This is a genomic window from Streptomyces sp. NPDC041135 (assembly GCF_055592085.1).
Genome location: NZ_JBVIYZ010000037.1, coordinates 14,423 through 33,685, shown reverse-complemented (window position 1 = coordinate 33,685; position 19,263 = coordinate 14,423). Strand labels below are relative to the sequence as shown.

At 64.4% G+C, this 19,263-nt stretch carries 3 protein-coding genes and 4 pseudogenes; 5 read left to right on the top strand and 2 right to left on the bottom strand.

The window, feature by feature from the left end; genetic code table 11:
- Positions 1–1,241: 1,241 nt before the first annotated feature.
- From ACZ6CZ_RS35320 to ACZ6CZ_RS35310, 3 genes and pseudogenes are all read left to right on the top strand, one after another.
- Positions 1,242–8,432, top strand: a complete 7,191-nt coding sequence (locus ACZ6CZ_RS35320; protein WP_469029649.1) for a SpvB/TcaC N-terminal domain-containing protein — start codon at positions 1,242–1,244, stop codon at positions 8,430–8,432.
- Between the two features lie 132 nt (positions 8,433–8,564).
- Positions 8,565–9,170: pseudogene (locus ACZ6CZ_RS35315) on the top strand (transposase); the annotation flags it as partial.
- 358 nt (positions 9,171–9,528) lie between these two features.
- Positions 9,529–9,756 (top strand): annotated as a pseudogene (locus ACZ6CZ_RS35310) (ATP-binding protein); the annotation flags it as partial.
- Between the two features lie 57 nt (positions 9,757–9,813).
- Here ACZ6CZ_RS35310 and ACZ6CZ_RS35305 read toward each other — a convergent pair.
- Both ACZ6CZ_RS35305 and ACZ6CZ_RS35300 read right to left on the bottom strand, forming a co-directional pair.
- Positions 9,814–10,110 carry a hypothetical protein gene (locus tag ACZ6CZ_RS35305; protein WP_469029647.1) on the bottom strand — a complete coding sequence of 99 codons (297 nt, stop codon included), beginning with the start codon at positions 10,108–10,110 and terminating at the stop codon, positions 9,814–9,816.
- 811 nt (positions 10,111–10,921) lie between these two features.
- Positions 10,922–17,557 (bottom strand): RHS repeat-associated core domain-containing protein, encoded by a 6,636-nt coding sequence (locus tag ACZ6CZ_RS35300; RefSeq protein WP_469029644.1) that lies wholly within the window; start codon positions 17,555–17,557, stop codon positions 10,922–10,924.
- Between the two features lie 409 nt (positions 17,558–17,966).
- Here ACZ6CZ_RS35300 and ACZ6CZ_RS35295 point away from each other — a divergent pair.
- Together ACZ6CZ_RS35295 and ACZ6CZ_RS35290 are read left to right on the top strand one after the other, a co-directional pair.
- Positions 17,967–18,157 (top strand): annotated as a pseudogene (locus ACZ6CZ_RS35295) (transposase family protein); the annotation flags it as partial.
- A gap of 166 nt (positions 18,158–18,323) precedes the next feature.
- A pseudogene (locus ACZ6CZ_RS35290) lies at positions 18,324–18,872 on the top strand (transposase family protein); the annotation flags it as partial.
- Between the last annotated feature and the right edge of the window lie 391 nt (positions 18,873–19,263).

Here is a 19,263-nt window from a genome sequence, read left to right as displayed (position 1 = left end):
GCGCGATAGGACAGCGGGATTGCGCTCCGCGCAATCCCAGAAAGGCGCTGCGCGCCTTTCGCTGAACCCGCTCCGCGTGTTCAGGAATTCTCGCTTCGCGAGAATTCGGATTTCCGCTCCGCTCCAATCCTGTCCTGGCCGCTGCGCGTCCAGGACCAGGGGCGTCCGCTGCGCTCCCGCCCCTACCGGCTCCGCCGAGCAGCAGCGCGGGGAGGATGGGGCGTGAGGCCGTCAACGCCCCGCGCTCGGCGCCGAGGTGACCCTGCATCAAGTGATGCAGCACGTAGCTTTGGCAATGCCTGGACACCCCCGCAACGCTACCCCACCAGTCCTGTGCTTCAAAATGAGAGCCAGATCGGCTATGGAGACAGACCATACCCCCGCTGAAAGTCGGGAGTGCCCTACCGGCAATCTACTTCAGCCTCTCACCCGACCATCTCTGTCCAATTTAATCGAGCACCTTACCAACTTCCTCCAAAAAAACGTCAATGGCGGTAATGACATTGGATTCGAACTGCAGACAACTTGTTGACGTCTTTTTTTTTCTTGCGAATGGGCCTGGGCGGCCTGAATGTGCACAGCTTCTAGCTGTGCTCGTGCCCCAATTTCTGCTTGTTGCCGGGCGGCTCGGCCGGATATAAGCAATGCCACGGCAGACGCCGCGACACCGATCCCAGCTGCCCACAGGGCAGCCACGCCTTCCGATATCTCCATGGGTAGATCCTGGCAGGTAGCTCAATGAACGCCGGTGTCTCGGGGGTGAGTACCGTCGGCTCGTCTCCGATCCGGCGCTGCGATGCACGGGCGGGGTTGTGCTGGGTGTCCTTCGCCAGGGCGGCGAGGGAGCGGAGCCTTCATGATCGGCTGTGGGGGCCACTGAGCGCCGTTCTGGGCTGCGACGGGGGGAGTTTGCCCGTCGCAGCCCAGAACGGGCCAACTTGAGCCTCTTTCATCCTGGAGTCTCAGGAGTGAAGATCCAGAACATCACCGCAGGTCAGAGCTACTCAAGGCATCGTGCCGAGCCGAGGATGAAAGAGGCTCATTGAGCAACAGATGCTCAAGGCATGGCGTTTCTTTTCCTTGCTAATTGAGGGTGGGGTGTCACATGCACCTCCGGCCGCTTTGCGGCGATCCCGACTTCCTGCAGTTTGGATTTATTAATGCATTCACAAAGACGCGCTTGGCGTCCCTTGAGCGGGGCGTTGGCGGCAGTGGTTGTGGCGAGTGTGATCAGCGGGTCGGTGACTCCGGCTCTGGCCGCTACCGGTCCGCCGACCCTGCCCAAGCCTTTTTCCCTGCCCAATGGCGGTAGTGCTGCATCGGCGGGTGCGAAGGCGGGTTTCCTGCCGGGTTCGGGGAATGTGTCCGCGGACGGTGTGTTCTCGTACAGTATTCCGTTGGATGTTCCGGCGGGTCGTGCGGGGATGGCACCGTCGTTGTCGTTGGGATACTCCAGCGGCGGCGGGAACGGTGTGCTGGGGCTGGGGTGGTCGCTTGCGGGTATGGGCGACCAGCTGGGCCGGTGCGGCCAGGCTCCGGACACAGAAGGTTCCCGGACAGGTGTCCACTACGACGACAAGGACAGGTTCTGCCTGAACGGGCAGAAGCTGATCCTGGTATCGGGCGCGTATGGCGGGGACGGTTCGGAGTACCGCACAGAGAGCGGCCCGTTCGAGAAGATCAGAGCTGTGGGCGGTACGCAGGCGACGGGACCGGACAAGTTCCTAGTCTTCGCCAAGGACGGCCGCACGCTCACGTATGAGGCGCGAGTTGCGCAGCGTGCGGAGGACGGGGTGTCGCTGCAGTCGCTCACGCGGATCTCCTCCGACGAGAGCGGTAACTTCGATCCGGACGGTTCGGTCGAGACGAAGTTCGATCCCAGTGGCCGGCATCAGGTGACGGGGACGCCGCGGGTGACGTGGCTGTTGTCGGAGGTCGCGGACCGTTCGGGCAACAAGATGGGGTACGAGTACACCGAGGAGGTGACGAAGGGGCAGGAATTCCTCCTCGACAAGATTCGCTACACCTACGGTGACGGCAAGGAGGCGGAGCGCCGGGTCGAGTTCCGGTACGAGGATCGGCCCGATCCGTCGTTCAGCTATGTTTCGGGTGTGCGGTACGGCGTGTCGAAGCGCCTGACGCAGGTGGACATGTATGCCCCGAACCCGGGCGCGACGGCTTTGGTGCACTCCTACAAGCTGTCGTACCTGCCGGTGGACACCTCGCACCGGCACAGTGTGCTGTCGCAGGTGCAGAAGTGCGGCGCCAAGGGCGGCTGCCTGCCGGCGAAGAAGTTCACCTGGTCCGACTCGCTGGACGCCCCGCTGTTCACCACCACCACGCGAGGCGGTTCGCTCCCACTGGATGCTTCCGGGCCAATGAACAACTGGGCCGCGACCAATGTGCAGGACCTGGACGACGACGGCGCCGACGACCTGGTCTTCAGCACCGGCGGCTCCCATCCCAAGCAGAGCGCGGTCCTGGGGGGTTCCCGCAAGGCCGACGGCACCGTCGATCCGCTGGCGTCGGAGAAGGCGCTTCAGGACGCGGCCGGGGCCGGGATCGGGGCATGGCCCAGCGGCGCCGAGGGCCGGGTGCACGAGAGTCGTCCGGTGGACATCGACGGCGACGGCGTCAACGAGTACGTGGTGCGCTACTCCGTCAACGGTGACGAGGGACTGCACGACAAGGTACTGCGCTGGGACAAGACCGCAGGAAAGTTTGTGGCCACCGGCATCCAGTTCGGCCAGGCCTACTTCGAGGACTGGGCGGACGTGAATGGCGACGGCCTGCTCGACCGCATCGCCAGCACCCCCGACCCGCTCCCGGGCGATGACAACACCAACCAGACCGCAGTCAATGGTTTCATCAAAGTCCAGATCAACAAGGGTGGCGGCCAGTTCGAGGCCCCCACTGGCGGCCTCGACACGGCCTGTGCCCCCGGTGTCGCACGGGACATGGACGGCGACGGTAAATCGGATTATCAGTACAGCAGTACTGATAACTCTTTCTGTAACGATTCGTGGCAATACGATGCATCTAGTATCAACGCCGGTCTTTCGGACCCGACGCGTACTGAGCAGATTCAGCACCTGTCTTCCACGCGCGACCTGGTCAAGCGGTTCTCGGCCGATCCTTTTCTCAACCCTCAGCCGTCGAAGGGCATGGACAACACGCCCACTGGTGTTCCCAACTGGCCGGCGGACTGGGCTTACGAACACGAGTTCGATAATCCTCTGTTTTCCTGGAAGTCGTTCCAGGGTGATTTCAACGGTGACGGGCTGAAGGACACCTTGATGGTGCCGACGGCGCGGAAGTCGGACGGCACGTATGAGCAGTCGATGGTGCTGTGGAACACCGGCCGTGGTCTGCACTGGGATCTGAAGCGGATTTCTGTCGCGCATGATGATCTGGCTGATCTGCAGATCGGTGACGTGAACGGCGACGGGCGGGACGACATCGTCTCGTTCTACAACGAATATTTGTCGGTGGACCGCAAGGACAAGGACAAGCCGGAGGACGACGCGATCAGCGTCGGTGCGGGCGGCGGAAGCCGGATCAACATCCTGTTCCCGAACGGCAGTAACGGCGATGCCACGCGTCCGTGGTCGAACTACCAGATGAACGTATCGGCCGGTCAGTACCAGGCGGATATGATGAACGGCCGTCCGTTCTCGCGGTTGGGTGATTTCAACGGTGACGGCCGTCTGGACATCGTGAAGAACGACGGCGGGCTAGCCGTGATGACGCAGAACGCGTCGCAGCCGGACCGGATCACGGCGGTGTCGGACGAGAACGCGCCCAGGCCGCGGGTGGAGGTGGAGTACTCCAACACCTGGGCGGAGAAGCCGTCGAAGATCGCCGACAACACGTGCGACGCGCCGCTGGTGTGTGTGCGGGGCGGTATGACGGTGGTGCGCAAGCTGACCTCGCACGAGGACGGCTACGACAAGGACAAGCCGCGCAGTACGTACTATTCATATCAGGATCCGGTGATGCACCGCCGACAGGGCTTCATGGGGTTCGGCACGTTCAGGGTGTGGGATCCTTCGCGCCCGTCCGAGACGGTCACCACGTTCGACAAGCGCACCAGTGCCAACGGCGGGCGGGTCTACCCGTTCGCGCACCTGCCCAAGACGGTGACGACCACCACCCCGGTACTCAGTGACGAGCAGGTAGCGGCCAAGCCGACCACGGCCAAGGCCCGGGTGGAAAAGACCGTCAACACCTACGACATCACGACGCAGACCCGGCTCAACAGCGTCTCCACCTACCAGGTGATGCCGCAGAAGACGGTTGCCACCTCGGCGGAGGCGAACGTCGCCGTCGACTGGACTGCCGACCACGTGGCGAACGCGAACATGGAGCAGCACTTGGTGGGCACTGCTTCCGCGCCGCACCGCACCGTCACCTCCACCTCGGAGTTTGACGAATACGGCAACCAGACCAAGGTCACCTCGGTTACCTCCGGCACCGGTAAGGGGCTGAGCACCAGCGAGACAGTCAACGGTTTCGACCACAGTGCCGTACGGCTCTCGAACTGGCTGGTGGCGGTGCCCGCCGACACCACGGTCACCTCCCGCGAGGCGATCGGTCAGGTCGAGCTCAGCGCCTCGGCGGACACGCTCACGCTGACCGGGCACGGCCTGGCTGATGGGGAGGAGGTCGTTCTGTCGGCGTTCAGCAAGGCCGCGGGCCTGGATGACAAGAGTGTGTATGTGGTGCGTGATGCGACCGCGAACACCTTCAAGGTCGCCGCAAGCCAGGGCGGCGGTGCACTCGATGTGACTGCCGATGCGAGTGCGGAGGTCTCCGTCAAGGCGGCTGCGCCGGTCACCCGGCACACCGACTACACCGCCGACACGCTGGGCCGCGTCTACCGGGTGGAGGTGGAGAAGGACAACCCCGACGACGATGTGCGCTCCAGCAGCGTGACCACCATCGGCGCCAACGGTGTGCCCACCAAGATGGTGGCCTCTGCACCGGGCCGCCCGGACCGCATCGTCCATGCCGAATACGAGCCCGTGTTCGCCGGCCAGCCCGACGAGGACCTCTATGCCTCGCAGGTCTGGGCCGAGCGCGCGGACGCGAACGCTGCCTACCGGCCCTCGTCCTGGTCCGCAGTACAGCCGGCCTACGGCATCACCGTCGCCGCCCAGGACATCAACGGGGTGCAGTCGAGCATCGCGTTCGACGATCTCGGTCGCACCACCAGCGCGACCGCCGACAGCGCGCCGAAGGTGACCACCGCCTACAGTCCGGTCAACGACAGCACCGGTCAGATGATCGGCACAGCTGTCGCCACCACCACCGCCACCGGCACGGCTGGCAAGAACGCCGTCGCTACCGCCTATACCGACCAGGTCGGGCGCTCCCGGTTCTCCGCGGTGACCGGTTTCGACGGCAAGACCATCACTACCGCCCAGACCTACGACCGGCTCGGGCGGGCGGCCGGCACCACCCGGCCCACCACGACCACGACCACGGCCGGGGAGAGCCACACCTACTACGACACCCTCGACCGGGTCATCAAGATCGTGACCGCGGACGGCAAGGAAGCCACCACCTCCTACCCCGACCCGTTCACCATCACCTCCACCGACATCGCCGGCCGCACCAGCGACATCGTCTCCGACAACGCCGGACACGCCGTCAAGGCCGTCCACCACTACACCAAGCCCGACAAGACCGCGGCCACCGCGAGTGCGACCTCCCAGTACGGGCCCTTCGGTGTGGTTCTGAAGTCGACGGACGACAAGGGCAACACCACCACCACCGGCTACGACGTCCTCGGACGTCCGGTCACCGTGAGCGATCCCGACCGCGGCAAGGTCACCACCGCCTACTACGGTGACGGCCTGGTCGACACCCTGACGCACAACGGGTCCAACAACACCATCACCCATACCTACGACGACCTCGGCCGCCTCACCGGTGCCAAACACCACGACGCAGGCGCCAACAAGGACACCACCCAGACCTTCGTCTTCGACACCGCCACGAACGGCAAGGGCCAACTGGCCACCGCCACCAACGTCGAGGACAAGGTCACCACCGCCTTCCGCTACGACAGCCTCGGCCGCACCCTGGGCACCGACCTGACCGTCGAGGGAACCGTCTACAGCAACGACACCACCTACGACACCCTCGGCCGCCCCACCACCGCCACCTACCCCCAGACCAGTGCCGGCCGCATGCAGCTCGCCAGCACCTACAACGACTACGGCTACCTCACCGACATCAAAGACACCACCACTGGTGCCCCCGGCACCGCGCTGTGGCACGTGGATGCCATGAACGCCGACCTCGCCCTCACCAGCGCGAAGATCGGCCCCACCGGAGCCATCAGCCAGACCAACGCCTACAACCCCACCACCGGACGCCTGGAGAACCAGACCACCACCGGCACCGGCGGCAAGCTGCAGGACATCAGCTACGGCTACTACGACGACGGCAACCTGCACACCCGCACACAGAACGACCTCTCCACCGGCAAGGCCGACCGCGTCGATTCCTACACCTACGACGACTTCAACCGCCTGGCCTCCTGGACCCTGACCAACAACGCCAACATCCCCCGCACCAGCACCTACACCTACGACACACTCGGCAACCTCACCAAGGTCACCAACACCGGCGACAACCTTCCCGCCACCGAAACCCGCACCCACGGCAGCTCCGACCCCAAGGCCGGCCCCCACGCCCTCACCGCCGCCACAGCCACCACCCTCGGCGGTGCCGAAACCTACGAATATGACACGCAGGGCCGCCTCACCCTCGCCAAGGACGCCGCAGGCAAAGCCTTCCGCACCACCGTCTACAACGCCTTCGACCTCCCCACCACCATCACCGACAAGAACGGCAAAACCACCAGCTACCTCTACGACGCCTTCGGCAACCGGGTGAAGAAGACCGATCCCGATAACGCCACCACCGTCTACGCCGGCGGCTTCGAAAAGCGCACCACCTCCGACGGCAAGGTGACGTACGTTCAGTACCTGCCGAACGGCATTGGGCAGGCTGTGACCATCGGCGCCACCACCACCATCGAGTACACCCTCACCGACAAGCAGGGATCGACCGCCGCCACCACCGACAAGACCGGCAGCACCGTCACCAACCCCGGCTTCTACGACCCCTGGGGTCAGACCATCACCGTCGCGGGCGCCCCCGCAACCAGTACCCCAGGCGATATCACTCACGGCTACACCGGCCACGAGATGGAAAACAACCTCCGCCTCATCAACATGAACGGCCGCACCTACGACCCCGCCTCCAAAACCTTCAACACCCCCGACCCCATCACCACCAACCACCCCTACACCTACGTCAACGCCAACCCCACCAACTACACCGATCCCACCGGATACGAGCCCTACACCACCAACACCGACGGCACCTCCGGCTACGGCGCTGGCATCCCCGGCGGCGACATAAGCGGCGTAGAGTACAGCATCGGACTTATGTACGGTCAGCCCGCTGACAACGCAGCAGCCGTCCCCACTCAAAGCGGCTGCGGCCCCGTCATCGACGGTCCCGGCTGCGTCCAAAGTGGCGGCTTCCAAGCCAGCTACAGCGACATGACCGGCCTCGACATGAGTCCCGGCATTTACACCGGGCCCACCAACCTCCTCGTCGGCTCCCCAGGCGGCCGCACAGCTCCCGACGCACGCCCCGGGAATGCCATCCCCAACGACGCACTCTGGGACGGAGCATCCGGCGCCGCCGCCGACAGCTACATCGACCCCAGCGACTTCTACTGGAACGACAAATGGGGCGACGCAATCGCCGGCCAAGCCATCTGGCTCATCCCCAGCGCCACACCTCTCATCGCTGAAAGAATCGCCATAGCCGAAGCAGCAAGCGCCATGGACACCCTACTCGCCGAAATCACCGCATCCAATCAAGCAATTGCCACGGAAGCAACAACTATAACGAGCGAAATAATGGCCGGAAGCAGAGGAAAAGCACTTGTACCTGGACCCACTACCGGGCTAGCCGACGACGCAGCCGCAGTGGCTCAAAGGATCGAGGGACTTCCCGGACAGCGAGTATTCTACGTGAATCACGCGGGTGAGGCAGTAGGAGTAAGAGAGAACCCAGGACTCATCACCTTCGACACAATAACTGATAAGCGATTCGTTAGACTAGCGGCAGAACGTTCGGCCGCCTCAAAGCCGGGAGTCAATTTCAATATTGGAAGCGGCGTAGATGGGGACGCGGCAGGAACGCTGGCCCCCAGGTCGAAATTCTTTGACCAGGATATCCAAATTTTCAATGGCGGAGACATGATCAAAAATTCAGGCATGGATCATAATGTTTTCGACCTCTCTCATGGTCCACACGTCGAAGGTTTCAAGAATGGACTGAATGGTCAAGAAACCAGCATTGGCGCATTCTGCTTCAGCTCCTTTTGCGGTAAGCTTCCCTAAAGCGCTGCCCCATAAATGAGCTTCTTCGAGCGGGCCACCGATCGGGTGACGGTCCGTGAAGCGCAACGAGCGAGGCCCCCGGGCAGTTGATCGAGATGTCTGACGTCTCAACCACACTGCTCAGGGGCCTCGTTGGTCATCTATCCTGCCGCACTCGACCTGCCACATGCGCTCGTGGAGTGGGTCATCATGCTCATCGTCACCCGTGAGGGTGACCGGCGCTGCAAGCTTCGTCCGTCCCAACGCGCGATGGTGGCACTGGTGTACCTGCGCGAGCACACCACCCTGGCGAAGGTCGCTGCCGGGTTCGGGATCAGCGAGTCCACCGCCCACGCCTACACCAGCGCGGTCATCCACCTGCTCGCCGAACGTGCACCGGGTCTGCTGAAAGTCCTGCGCGAGGCCGACCCCGACTTCGTCCTGCTGGACGGCACCATCGCCGAGTGCGACCGGGTCGGCGACTCACGCGCGGACTACTCCCACAAGCACCGCCGGCACGGTGTGAACGTGCAGGTGGTCACCGATCCGGAAGGCCGGCTGTTGTGGCTTCGCCCGCGCTGCCGGGCCGGGCTCACGACCTGACCGCCGCCCGCACTCACCCAATCATCCGCATCTGCGAGCGCCAGGGCGTCCCTGTCCTGGCCGATCTCGCCTACCAGGGCGGTGGCCCCTGGCTGACCACGGGCATCAAACGCAGACCCCTGCAGGAACTGACCCCCACCGAGAAGACCGTCAACCGAGGACGAATCGCCCGTCACCGGTCCGGGACAGACACCGGGAAACGTGACCTTTCTGCACACGAGTGGCGTCCTGCCCATCTGCCGCCGGACACCAGGCCGCTGCCCTCGGTGACCCCCTATGACCGTTGCTCCGACGTCGTCGCGCCAGCGACGGCGTCCACCGAGAGGGAGAAGCCCAGTGACCCTGCCCCGCCAGCGAGGCTTGACCGAACAGGCCGCCGACGCCGCCATCGACACCGCCTGCCGCATGCTGCGGCTTCCGTCGATCCGCAACGAGTTCTCCGACATCGCCGACCGGGCGGTGAAGGACCAGATGACCTACCGCGGCTTCCTCGCCGAACTTCTGATGGCCGAGTGCCGAACTGCTCTTCCAGGTGCTGACCGAGCGCGAGGAGAAGAACAGCGTCGCCATCGCCTCCAACGAGTCCTTCGGCGGCTGGACGAAGACGTTCACTGACCCCCGGCTCTGCGCGGCCATCGTGGACCGCCTGACCTTCAACGGCACGATCATCGAGACTGGCACCGACTCCTTCCGGCTCGCCTCCGCTCGGGCCCGGGCCGAAGCACCAGCCAAGGCCGTCTGACAGCTGCCTCTCAACCCGCTACCCTTCGCAGGTGGCGGGGCGCTGACCAGCCGGTTGTCACTGGCCGAGGGCACCGTTCTGCTCCAAGCCGTCCATGAACTGCTCGTGCACCCTCAGCTCACGCCCTCTGCCTGGGCTCGTCAGAACGATGGTCTTCGCCTCCGCGAGCGATGTGGGACCCGCCCCCAGCAGTTCACGCGTGATCACCACGGCATCAAGCACCTCGACCCGGCGCTCACTCAGCAGCCACTGCACGGCAGCCATCCCGCCGTCCCCGGCCAACAGCGGTCGGCACTCGTCGACGAGCGCTTCAAGGCGGGCCGTCCTCTCCGGGCTCCATCCTCTGATCGCCATCGCGCTGTTCCTTCCCTCGCGGATCCGAACTCCTCCCCGATCATCCCGGACGCTCGGACATCAGACCGCCTTCATTTCTCGTGAACATCAGCGAGCCAGTGGATCACCAACTGCCCCCAGACTGCTGAACAAACGCTGCCGCTTGAAGTGAACGAAGCCATGCGCGGTCTGCGCGACCTCCTCCCCATAGGGCCGGACCCCGAGCCCGTCTCAGTCCACGACCGCCACCCACACCTGCGGGCGGACCACGGCCGCCACCGCCAGGCTGGGCAGCCCCGCACGTCGGCAACAGGCCAGGTCGAGGACGTCACGTTGCTGCACCCCTGCTGATCCACTCCGAGCCGCTCGGTCATGGCTGCATCGACTTGCGCCGCCGTCCAGGAGTAGGCCTCGCAGACAGGGTGCATACACTCTTTCGCAGGTGGGCCGCAAATGGGATGTCCGACCGGATGTTGCGGGCCGCTCAGGCGAAGGTAGGCCGGGTGGCGTCGAGTGGCCAGTGTCGGTCGATTTCCATGGCTGTCCGGGCTCACCAGCATGAGGCCGGGACACGGATTAGGGCTCCGCGGCCTGGGCCTCGACCGGTCCGGAGGCGGGGCTGCCCAGCGAGATCGCCTGGTTTCGGGAGGAACCTCGACGATCCCTGGGAAGGTCTGCGTTGAGGCAATCTCATTCTCTGGGGGCTCGAATCGCGAAGCGGCCCGCCAGGGTTGCCGGCGGGCCGCTACGAGCTCTCAGAGCAAGAGGGTTTCCTTGACGGAAAAGTAAGTCATTTCCGCTCGGAAGTTTTGATGGATGATCCTATGGAATTTCAGTGGGTGGCCGTATCGACGAGGTTGGGGAAATTGTTGCCGATACCAGGCCACGGCGATACTCCGGAGAGCTTCGAGAATTCTCTGGCCTGGCTGCGCCAGGACCAGCCCGATGTTATGAGGGTTGCCGCTACTCCCGTGGCGTTGGAAACGTTCGGGGCGTATCCCCGCTGCATGAACATGACTTTACCGCCATCGGCGTAGGCGCTGAAGTCGATCTTCGCGTCCGGTCCATCGAAATGGTTTGCCAACGTGTTGAAGGTAAAGCTCGTGGGTGTTACGCTGCTCACTTCAACACCATTGTGGGTAAGGGCTGGAAATCCCTTTCCGACCAAAAATCCCTCGATTTGCGGGTTTATGAGATCGATCTGCGCGCCCAGAGAGATTGCCAAAGGGGAAGTGGCTGCACTGCTTCCACCGGGAGCCAACGTAAACGGAAAGACGCGACTCGGATCGCCTTGGAACTTGCTCATCATTGCTTCGGGAGTGTCCCCGGCAGCGAGAGAACCGACGTTCCACGTGTATGCGTAGTTATATCCGGGGCCATCCTCCTTGGAGGGCAGATCAGTCAGCGAAGCGATCAACTCGTTGTCGCCAGAGAATCCCACTCTGCTGTTGGCCGAGGTCAGGGCTGCGTGCGCGGGATCGTCGTCCGCTGAGTTGCAGGCGAAACAGTCACGTCCCAGTGCCTGCCAATTCACCTGTCCGGTTTCGTCGGCGGTGGCGGGTGCGATGTCTCCGGTGCTTTGCGGTATGCCGGTCAGGCTGGATGGTCCGCTCTGGGCGGCCATGGTTTCGATTCGGTCAGCGTTGGCGGGGGTGCCGTCTTGTTGGCCTTCGTCGGAGACACACAGCGTCGTGGTGCTCCACTCGGTGCGGCTCTCGAACTGCGAGCTGGTGATCTGGCAGTCTTCGTATCCGCTGGGGTCGGTGCGGTTGAGGGGGTTGTTCCTGACGTAGCTGTAGGGGTTCCAGGACTGGCTGCTGGTGGGGTCGGAGACGATGGGGTCGGGGGTGAGGAAGCGTTTGACGGTGGGGTCGTAGACGCGGCCGTTCATGTTGATCAGGCTGTTTTCGGAGTCGTCTTCGTGGCCGGTGAAGCCGTGGGTGACGGGTCCGGTGAAGGGGGTGGTGACGCGGGTGCCGTTCTGGTTGATGCGCCCGCCGAAGGGGTCGTAGAAGTTGGTCTGCTTGACGACACCGGTGGTGTCGACCGCGCTGGTGGTGGAGCCGAGACGGTCGGTGAGGAGGTAGAGGGTTTTGCTGGTGTTGGTGGTGCTGTCGTGGTTGACCTGCGCCACGGGCCCGTCGGGGCTGGTGACGTAGTAGATCTGCCGGACGGCGGCGCCGGTGGTGCGTTCTTCGTAGAGACCGGGGACGTAGAAGGTGGTGGTGCCGGTGGTGGCGTTGGTCTCCTTGGCGCGCCGGCCGAAGGCGTCGTACTTGTACGTGGTGGTACCGGTGCCGGTCTTGACGGTTCGAGGCAAGTCGAAGGATGTGTAGGTGACCTGGGTCCGGCCGCCGCCGGAGGTCTGTCGGCCGCGGTCGTCGTAGGTGAAGGCACCGTTGTCGGTGACGGTGTGCGGCTGGGTGCCCGTTGGGCTGCCGTAGGTGTGGCTCTCGTTCAGGTTCTGAGCGGTGTTGGTGACCGTCTTGAGGTTGCCGATGGTGTCGTAGCTGTAATCGGTGCTGCTCTTCGGGCTGGTGCCGTTGGTCAGGTCCCAGCTGGTCAGGCGCATGAGGCTGTCGTAGCCGAATGCCTCGGTACGTGCGGCGCCGCCGGTGGTGGTGTCGTTCTGGACCCGGGTCTCGAGCAGGCCGTTGGGCTTGTAGGTATAGGTGAGGTCCTGGAGTTTGACGGCGTTCGCGCCGGTGGCGGCGGTGTTGTGCAGTCGGCCGGTGCCGGTGTCGTAGGTGTCGGTGAGGGTGATCTTGTCGGTGCCGTTACCCAGGATCGCGGTGTCGAGGGCGAGGTTCGGCTTGCGCCTTTGCACCGTCCACAGGTCGGCGGGGGTACGGCCGGGGGTGATGTCGGTGATCTTGTCGAGGTGGCCGTTGGCGTTGTAGTGCTGCTGGACGCTGAACCGGGGTGCGCCGCCCGTGCCGTCGGGGTCGGGGTAGGCTAGCGTGGCCGGCCGGCCCAGGGAATCGTAGGTCACGTCGGTGGAGTACAGGCGGTTGCCGTTGCCTGTGTCGGTGGTGTCGTTGCCCGCCGGGCGGCCCGCGGAGTCGAACCGGTACGCCGTGGTGATCTTGTCCGGGCTGGTGGCGGTGGCGATCTTCCCGATGCCGTTGTCCGCGCTGTCGTAGGTGTAGCTGGTGGTGCCATCTGCGCTGCTCACCTGGGAGAGTGGCCGGCCCAGGTCGTCGTAGACGGTATTGGTGAGGTTGGTGCCGGTGTCGGTCTTGATCTCACCGGTGCCGTAGTAGGTGATGTCGCTGGTGCCGCGGTCCGGCTCGGTGGCTTTAGTGACCCGTCCGCGTACGTCATAGGTGTGGAGGGTGGAGTGGCCCTTGTCGTCCTGGACGGAGCCGATCAGGCCGAAGGGCCTGTAGATGAACGTCTGGGTGATGTCATCGTGTGTCCCGTCGGCCTTGTCGAGGACGTCGATGCTGTTGACGGTCTCACCGAGGATGTTGGTCTCGGCCTTGCGCACGAAGGTGCTGGGGTCGGTGATGGTCGTCGAGGACTTGACGCTGGTGAAGGCGTAATCGGCGGTGGTCTCGGTGCTGTCCGGGTACGTGACCTTCACCGGCCGGTTCAGGCTGTCGAAGTCGACCACCGTGGTGCCCTGAGGTGAGGGTTCGGTCTGGCTGACGACCCGGCCGAGCACGTCGTAGGACCGTGACGTGCTGCTGACGGTGCCGTCGAAACCGGTGGCTGAGGAGTTGAGCACGCGCCCGAGGCCGTCGGTGTTGACCTTCGAGGTGATACCGGCGGAAGTGACCGTGACGCCGAGGCCGTTGGAGCCCTTGAAGGCGTCGGCGCGGTTGGCGTAGGTGTAGTCGGCCGCCGCCGCACCGCTCTGCTCGGTGTGCGTGACGCGGCCGAGGTCGTCGTAGGTGGCGGAGGCGGTGACCTTGTTGATGTCCAGGCTCGCCACCGGCACTCCGTAGGCGGGGTGGATGGCGGACCAGGTGGAGGGCCGCTGCGCCAGGGGTGTGTGCTTGGACCAGATCTGGCTCGGGTAGACCTGCTCGTCCGGCTGGCCGGGGAACGACGTGCCGTACTCGATGCGGGTCTCACGCTGCGGAAGACCGGTCTCGGTCGTCTCGTCGATCGTCTGGTCGTCGTCGACGACCAGGGCGGTGGGCAGTCCGCTGCTGTTGTATCGCGTGGTGGTCAGCTGCCGCACGCTCGCATCGGTGTTGTCCTTCTCGATGTACAGCTGGTCGGGGCGGCCGAGGCTGTCGTAGTGGTACTCCCGGGTGCGGGTGACCTTCTCACCGTCACGTGTTCGGGTGACCGCAGTCTTGGTGGGAAGGCTGATCAGCCAGTCTCCGAGGCGGTTGTCGTAGTCGGTGGTCCAGGTGGCCTGGTCGATGGCACTGCTGTTCGTGCTCGTGCCGCTGATCGCGTTGCCGAACCCGTCGTAGGTCACGGTGTCCGTGAACTGCCGGGTGCCGGTCAGAGCGCTGCTCTTGTTTACACCGGTGACATGCGCCGTCTGGGTGGAGCCGATCGATCCGACGTAGGACAGGGAGGTCTTCTGCTCCCACTCCTCCGTGACCGTCTTGGCACTGCTGACCACGTACGTGGAAGCGCTCGTCTTGACTGTGGTCGGGGTGTACGTCGTCAGCTTCACCCGAGTGGTGACATCGTCCTTCACACCGGAGGCCACCTGCTGCTGGGTGAGCACGGGAGTGACCGTGAACACCTCGTGCGGCTTGTCGACCCCCGGATAGTAGTTCCCGTCGGCGGTTCTGTCCGCGTGCTTGTAACGGTAGGTCGTCTCCTGTGGACGCTGGGGGTCCCAGATGCGGAACGTCCCGAACCCCAAGCCCCCGCGGCCCCGAAGGTCCCTTACCGGGTCCTCGTAGGAGTAGAAGATGCGGGCGGGTGCATCCGACTTGGTGTCGGCCAGGTGGGAGCGGCGGTCCACCACTCGGACCACCAATGTGCCGTGCCTCTCGCAGGCCAGCGGATAGGAGCAGGTGTAGTCGGTGTTCTTGTCCGGGTGGTCGGACCAGGAGAGCGAATAGTGCACGGTCTCCGACCGGTAGCCCGTCCCCTCGTCGCCGACCGAGACCATCCGGTCACGAGCGGGGTCGGAGGTCTGGGTGATCACCTTCAGATCCCACGACATCTGCGTGGGCGAGGGAGGATCGCCCGGGTCGCCGCTGGTGTGCGGAACCAGGCGAACGAGATCGACCATGCCGTCACCGTTGAAGTCCCCCACGAGCGGCTGCATCTGGGACGTCAGCTGGTTGCCGGTCAGACCGCCGGTTGCCACCGTCACGTCACTCGTGGTACCGGCGGTGAGGGACAGCTTGATGTCGCCGCCTTCCGGTCCGGGTGCAACGATGTAGAAGGTGTCGTCGTGGCCATCGCCATTGACGTCGGCTCCCGGAAGCAGGTTCCTGCCGTTCCATGCCGTCGAACCACTGCCCACGTGGACGAAACCGCGGCCGGTGTTGATGAGGATCTCGTCCGTCAGCGAGGAGGTCTTGCTCGAGGGAATGAGCCAGACGTCCTTGAGGCCGTCACCGTTGACGTCCGTGAGGACCGTCTGGTAGTCGTGCAGGAACGGCGGCCCGCTGAAGGCCATCCGCCCGTCGGCCGTCTTGGAGCCGTACTGGGTCGTCCGGGCGGCGCCGGACTCGTCCACGCTCAGCGCACTCGCGTTTTCGCTGTTGAACTCGTTGCCGAAACAGGGGTCGGTCTCAAGACCGGTCTTGTTCGCGACGAGCTCGGCTCTGCCGTCACCGTCCAGATCCATCACCCGCGAGGAGCAGCCGGTCAGGTAGTCGAACGGTGTGTTGGGGGTCAGCACCTTGGACTGCATGAAGGGGTTCGACGTGCCGTTGTTCAACCGCGCTTGCCAGCCCAGCTTCTCCGGTGCGAGCGGGGCGAAAGCTAGCATGTGGTCGATCAGACCGTCACCGTTGAGATCACCGAAATCGTTCGCGCCGGCACGCCACGAGCCGTTCCCGTCCGAGACGAACTTGGCGGCCGCCGCATCCCACTTGACGAACTGCGACTGGACCTGGTCCGTGTTCGGCACCTTGGTCGACACCATCAGATCCTCGTCGCCGTCACCGTCGTAGTCCATCGCCCGCACACGGTTGATCTGGGCGGAGCGGTCCCAGCCGGTGTTGTCGAGAGCGACCTGCCGTCCCAGCGGCTCCGCACTCGCACCATCGTAGGAGCCCAGACGGGCCTCCCACGACGGAGGTGTCGAGCCGTCACCCGACGTCGCCGCCTGGACCAGCACGTCGTCCAGACCGTCGCCGTTGAAGTCACCGACCTTCAAGCCGCCGAGCCCGTTGTGCAGCAACAGGCCGGCGATCTTCGACTCCGTGAAGGTCGGCGCCGCAGGAGGGTCCTGATAGGTGAACGTCCTGGCCCGCAGGCAGCCACCCTTCGAGCCGCACTTCGTGACCGACCGCAGAAGAACGGCACCCGACTTGCTCGGCGCGCCGTAGTCCAGTGTGTACTTCCACACCACCTCGGTGGCACTCGGATTCGGAGCGGACATGGATATCTGCTTCAGCCGCTTCGAGATCTGAGTCTTCACCCCGGCCTGGTAACCGACCTCGACGCTCCCGGCGGGCCGGTCCTCATACACGAAGTCGACGGACCGTGCCGCCGACTTGCCCGCACCATGCGTGTAAGTGATCTTCAGCGGAATGAATTCCGCGACACCACCCGTCGGCGTGTCGTAGAAATACTGGATCTCGTTGCCTGAACGGTCTTTGACGCTTTTCAGCAGCCACGCGACCTTCTTCGTGGCCTTGGTCACCTGTTCGCTCGACCAAGCCCCGGCAACGGTGCGCAGAGCACGGTCGGTGGACTGGCTGGCCATCACCGCGTCGAACCGCTCGATCCGGCCGTCCTTCGTCATGACCGTAAAATTGTCAGGGCCCTCAGCGGAGCCCCCTCCGGCGACCGTGATCTTCGAGAAGCTGTCCGTCTCTGTTCGATACTGCGCGTTCAGGGCGCCGTACGACGTGCTCTTGTCGTCCGTGGACCCGGCCAGCACCAGCTTCGACCCGCCCAGACAGAATCGATCAGCACCAGTGAACGTGACACCCGTCCGCTGTCCCTCCGTCACCGGCACCTGCCCGCACCGCGTGATCCGCGACAGGCCCGACACGTTCCACCCATAGCCCGATAAGCCGGTGCCCGATCGCGAGGAGTACTCCAACGACAACGCTGGCTGCATCCCGGCCCTGCCATCAGGCACGTCCAGTGGAATCGAGTACGTGTATCCGCCGGAAGGAAGCACCGCTCCCGACCCCGGCAACGTCCCCACCTTCCCCGGGCCGGCCGAAACCGGCGCATCCGGCAATGGCAACGACGCCCCGGCCGGAAACTGCGGGGGACTATTCGGGTCAAGAATCTCCCGTGCGTCATTATAGTCGCGAGCGCCAGCAGGAACACCGGAAATGACTAAGCCGACTGCCGCGCTCACCGCAACCACCCCCAATCGTAAGTGGGGCCGTAAATATCCTCTGATCGCCATCGGCCATCAACCTCTTCGACTCGTTGGTGAGATGCCGGTGTGACGATCGCTCGTGAGGATGCGCTCGTGGCTCACCGACCGTACAGAGGGTTCACCACTCCGGTCGGGTTGAGTAGAGCAAAGCCTACTCACACGTTCCACTGACCGACTGAATTGAATTCGCCTCGGATCCATGGAGCACACCCCCGAATCCTCCACGGCCTTCACCGACACAGCCTTCGTGGGCTCGGCGGTCCCGGACTCGGACACGTTCTCGCTGAGCGTTTTCAGAGTGGTCACCGGTTGGGTGACGGGGTGGCCTTCTGCAACGCACAAGGCTCCTGTGCCGTTGAGAGAACTCATCAGCGCAGGAGCCTCGTTGGTTCCCTATCCTGCCGCACTCGACCTCCCGCACGCCCTGGTCGAGTGGGTAACCATGCTCATCGTCACCCGTGAGGGTGACCGCCGCTGCAAGCTCCCGCCTCACCAGCGCGCTCTCGTCGGCCTGGTCTACTTCGCCGGCACGACACGCTCGCGCAGATCACCGCCGGTTTCGGCATATCCGTCGGCACTGAGCCTTTTCCAACCTGGCCGCCGGGTACGTCGACCATGCCGGCGGGGCGTTCGCGGCGCGGCGGCCGACTGTGGATCTGCTGGTTACAGGCCTGCCACTGGTCGGCGTTGTCGCTGCCCGACACGCCTTTGACCAGCATAGACGTGAGGTTGGAAAAGGCTCACTGCCCACGCCTACGTCACCGCCGTCGTCGGCCATCTGTCCGGCCAGGCCTCCGGGCTGCTGCGGGTCCTACGGGAGACGGACCCCGACTACGTCCTGCTCGACGGAACGCTCGCCGAGTGCGACCGGGTCGGTGACAGCCGGGCTGACTTCTCCCAGAAGCACCGCCGCCACGGCGTGAACCTGCAGGTCGTCGCCGACCCTGCGGGCAAGCTGCTGTGGATTTCGCCTGCATTGCCCGGCCGCACCCACGACCTGACCGCGGCCCGAACCCACCGCATCATCCGGATCTGCGAACGCCAGGGCGTGCCCATCCTCTCCGACCGCACCTACATCGGGTCCGGCTCCTGGGTGACCACGCCGATCAGACGCCTTCCGCACCAGGACCTCACCGCGACCCAGCGGACGATCAACCGGGCCCTGTCAGCGTCACGAGCACCGGTCGAGCGAAGCGTCGCGAAACTGAAATCCTGGCGCGTCTTCCGCAGAGCTCGCAGCAGCCCCAACCGCATGACAGTGAGCCTTTTCAGCGACCACCCTGCAGAGTGATGTGCACTCGGGCGTTGACCGACCGGCCGACCTGCTGGATCGGAAGCCTGCACTGCTGAGCCTGTCACCCGATCGGGGTCAAGCTGAAAAGGCTCATTGAACCTCTTTCATCCTGGAGTCCCAGGAGTGAAGATCCAGAACATCACCGCAGGTCAGAGCTACTCAAGGCATCATGCCGAGCCGAGGATGAAAGAGGCTCAATGAACCTCTTCAACTTGTCCACCGATCGGGTGGCGCTCTAAAAGCATCCGTGCAGGTCAGGCCCCTTTCTCCTGTCCTCGATGAGGCTCGAGTTGAAGAGGCTCACTGAGCTTCTGCAACTTGCCCACCGATCGGGTGACGTTCAGGAAGCATCCGTGCAGGTCAGGACCCTTTCTCCTGTCCTCGATGA

What these genes read in the sequence shown, in the direction of transcription:
- ACZ6CZ_RS35305 (WP_469029647.1), bottom strand. Translation starts at nt 10,110, where the DNA reads ATGGCGATCAGAGGATGGAGCCCGGAGAGGACGGCCCGCCTTGAAGCG.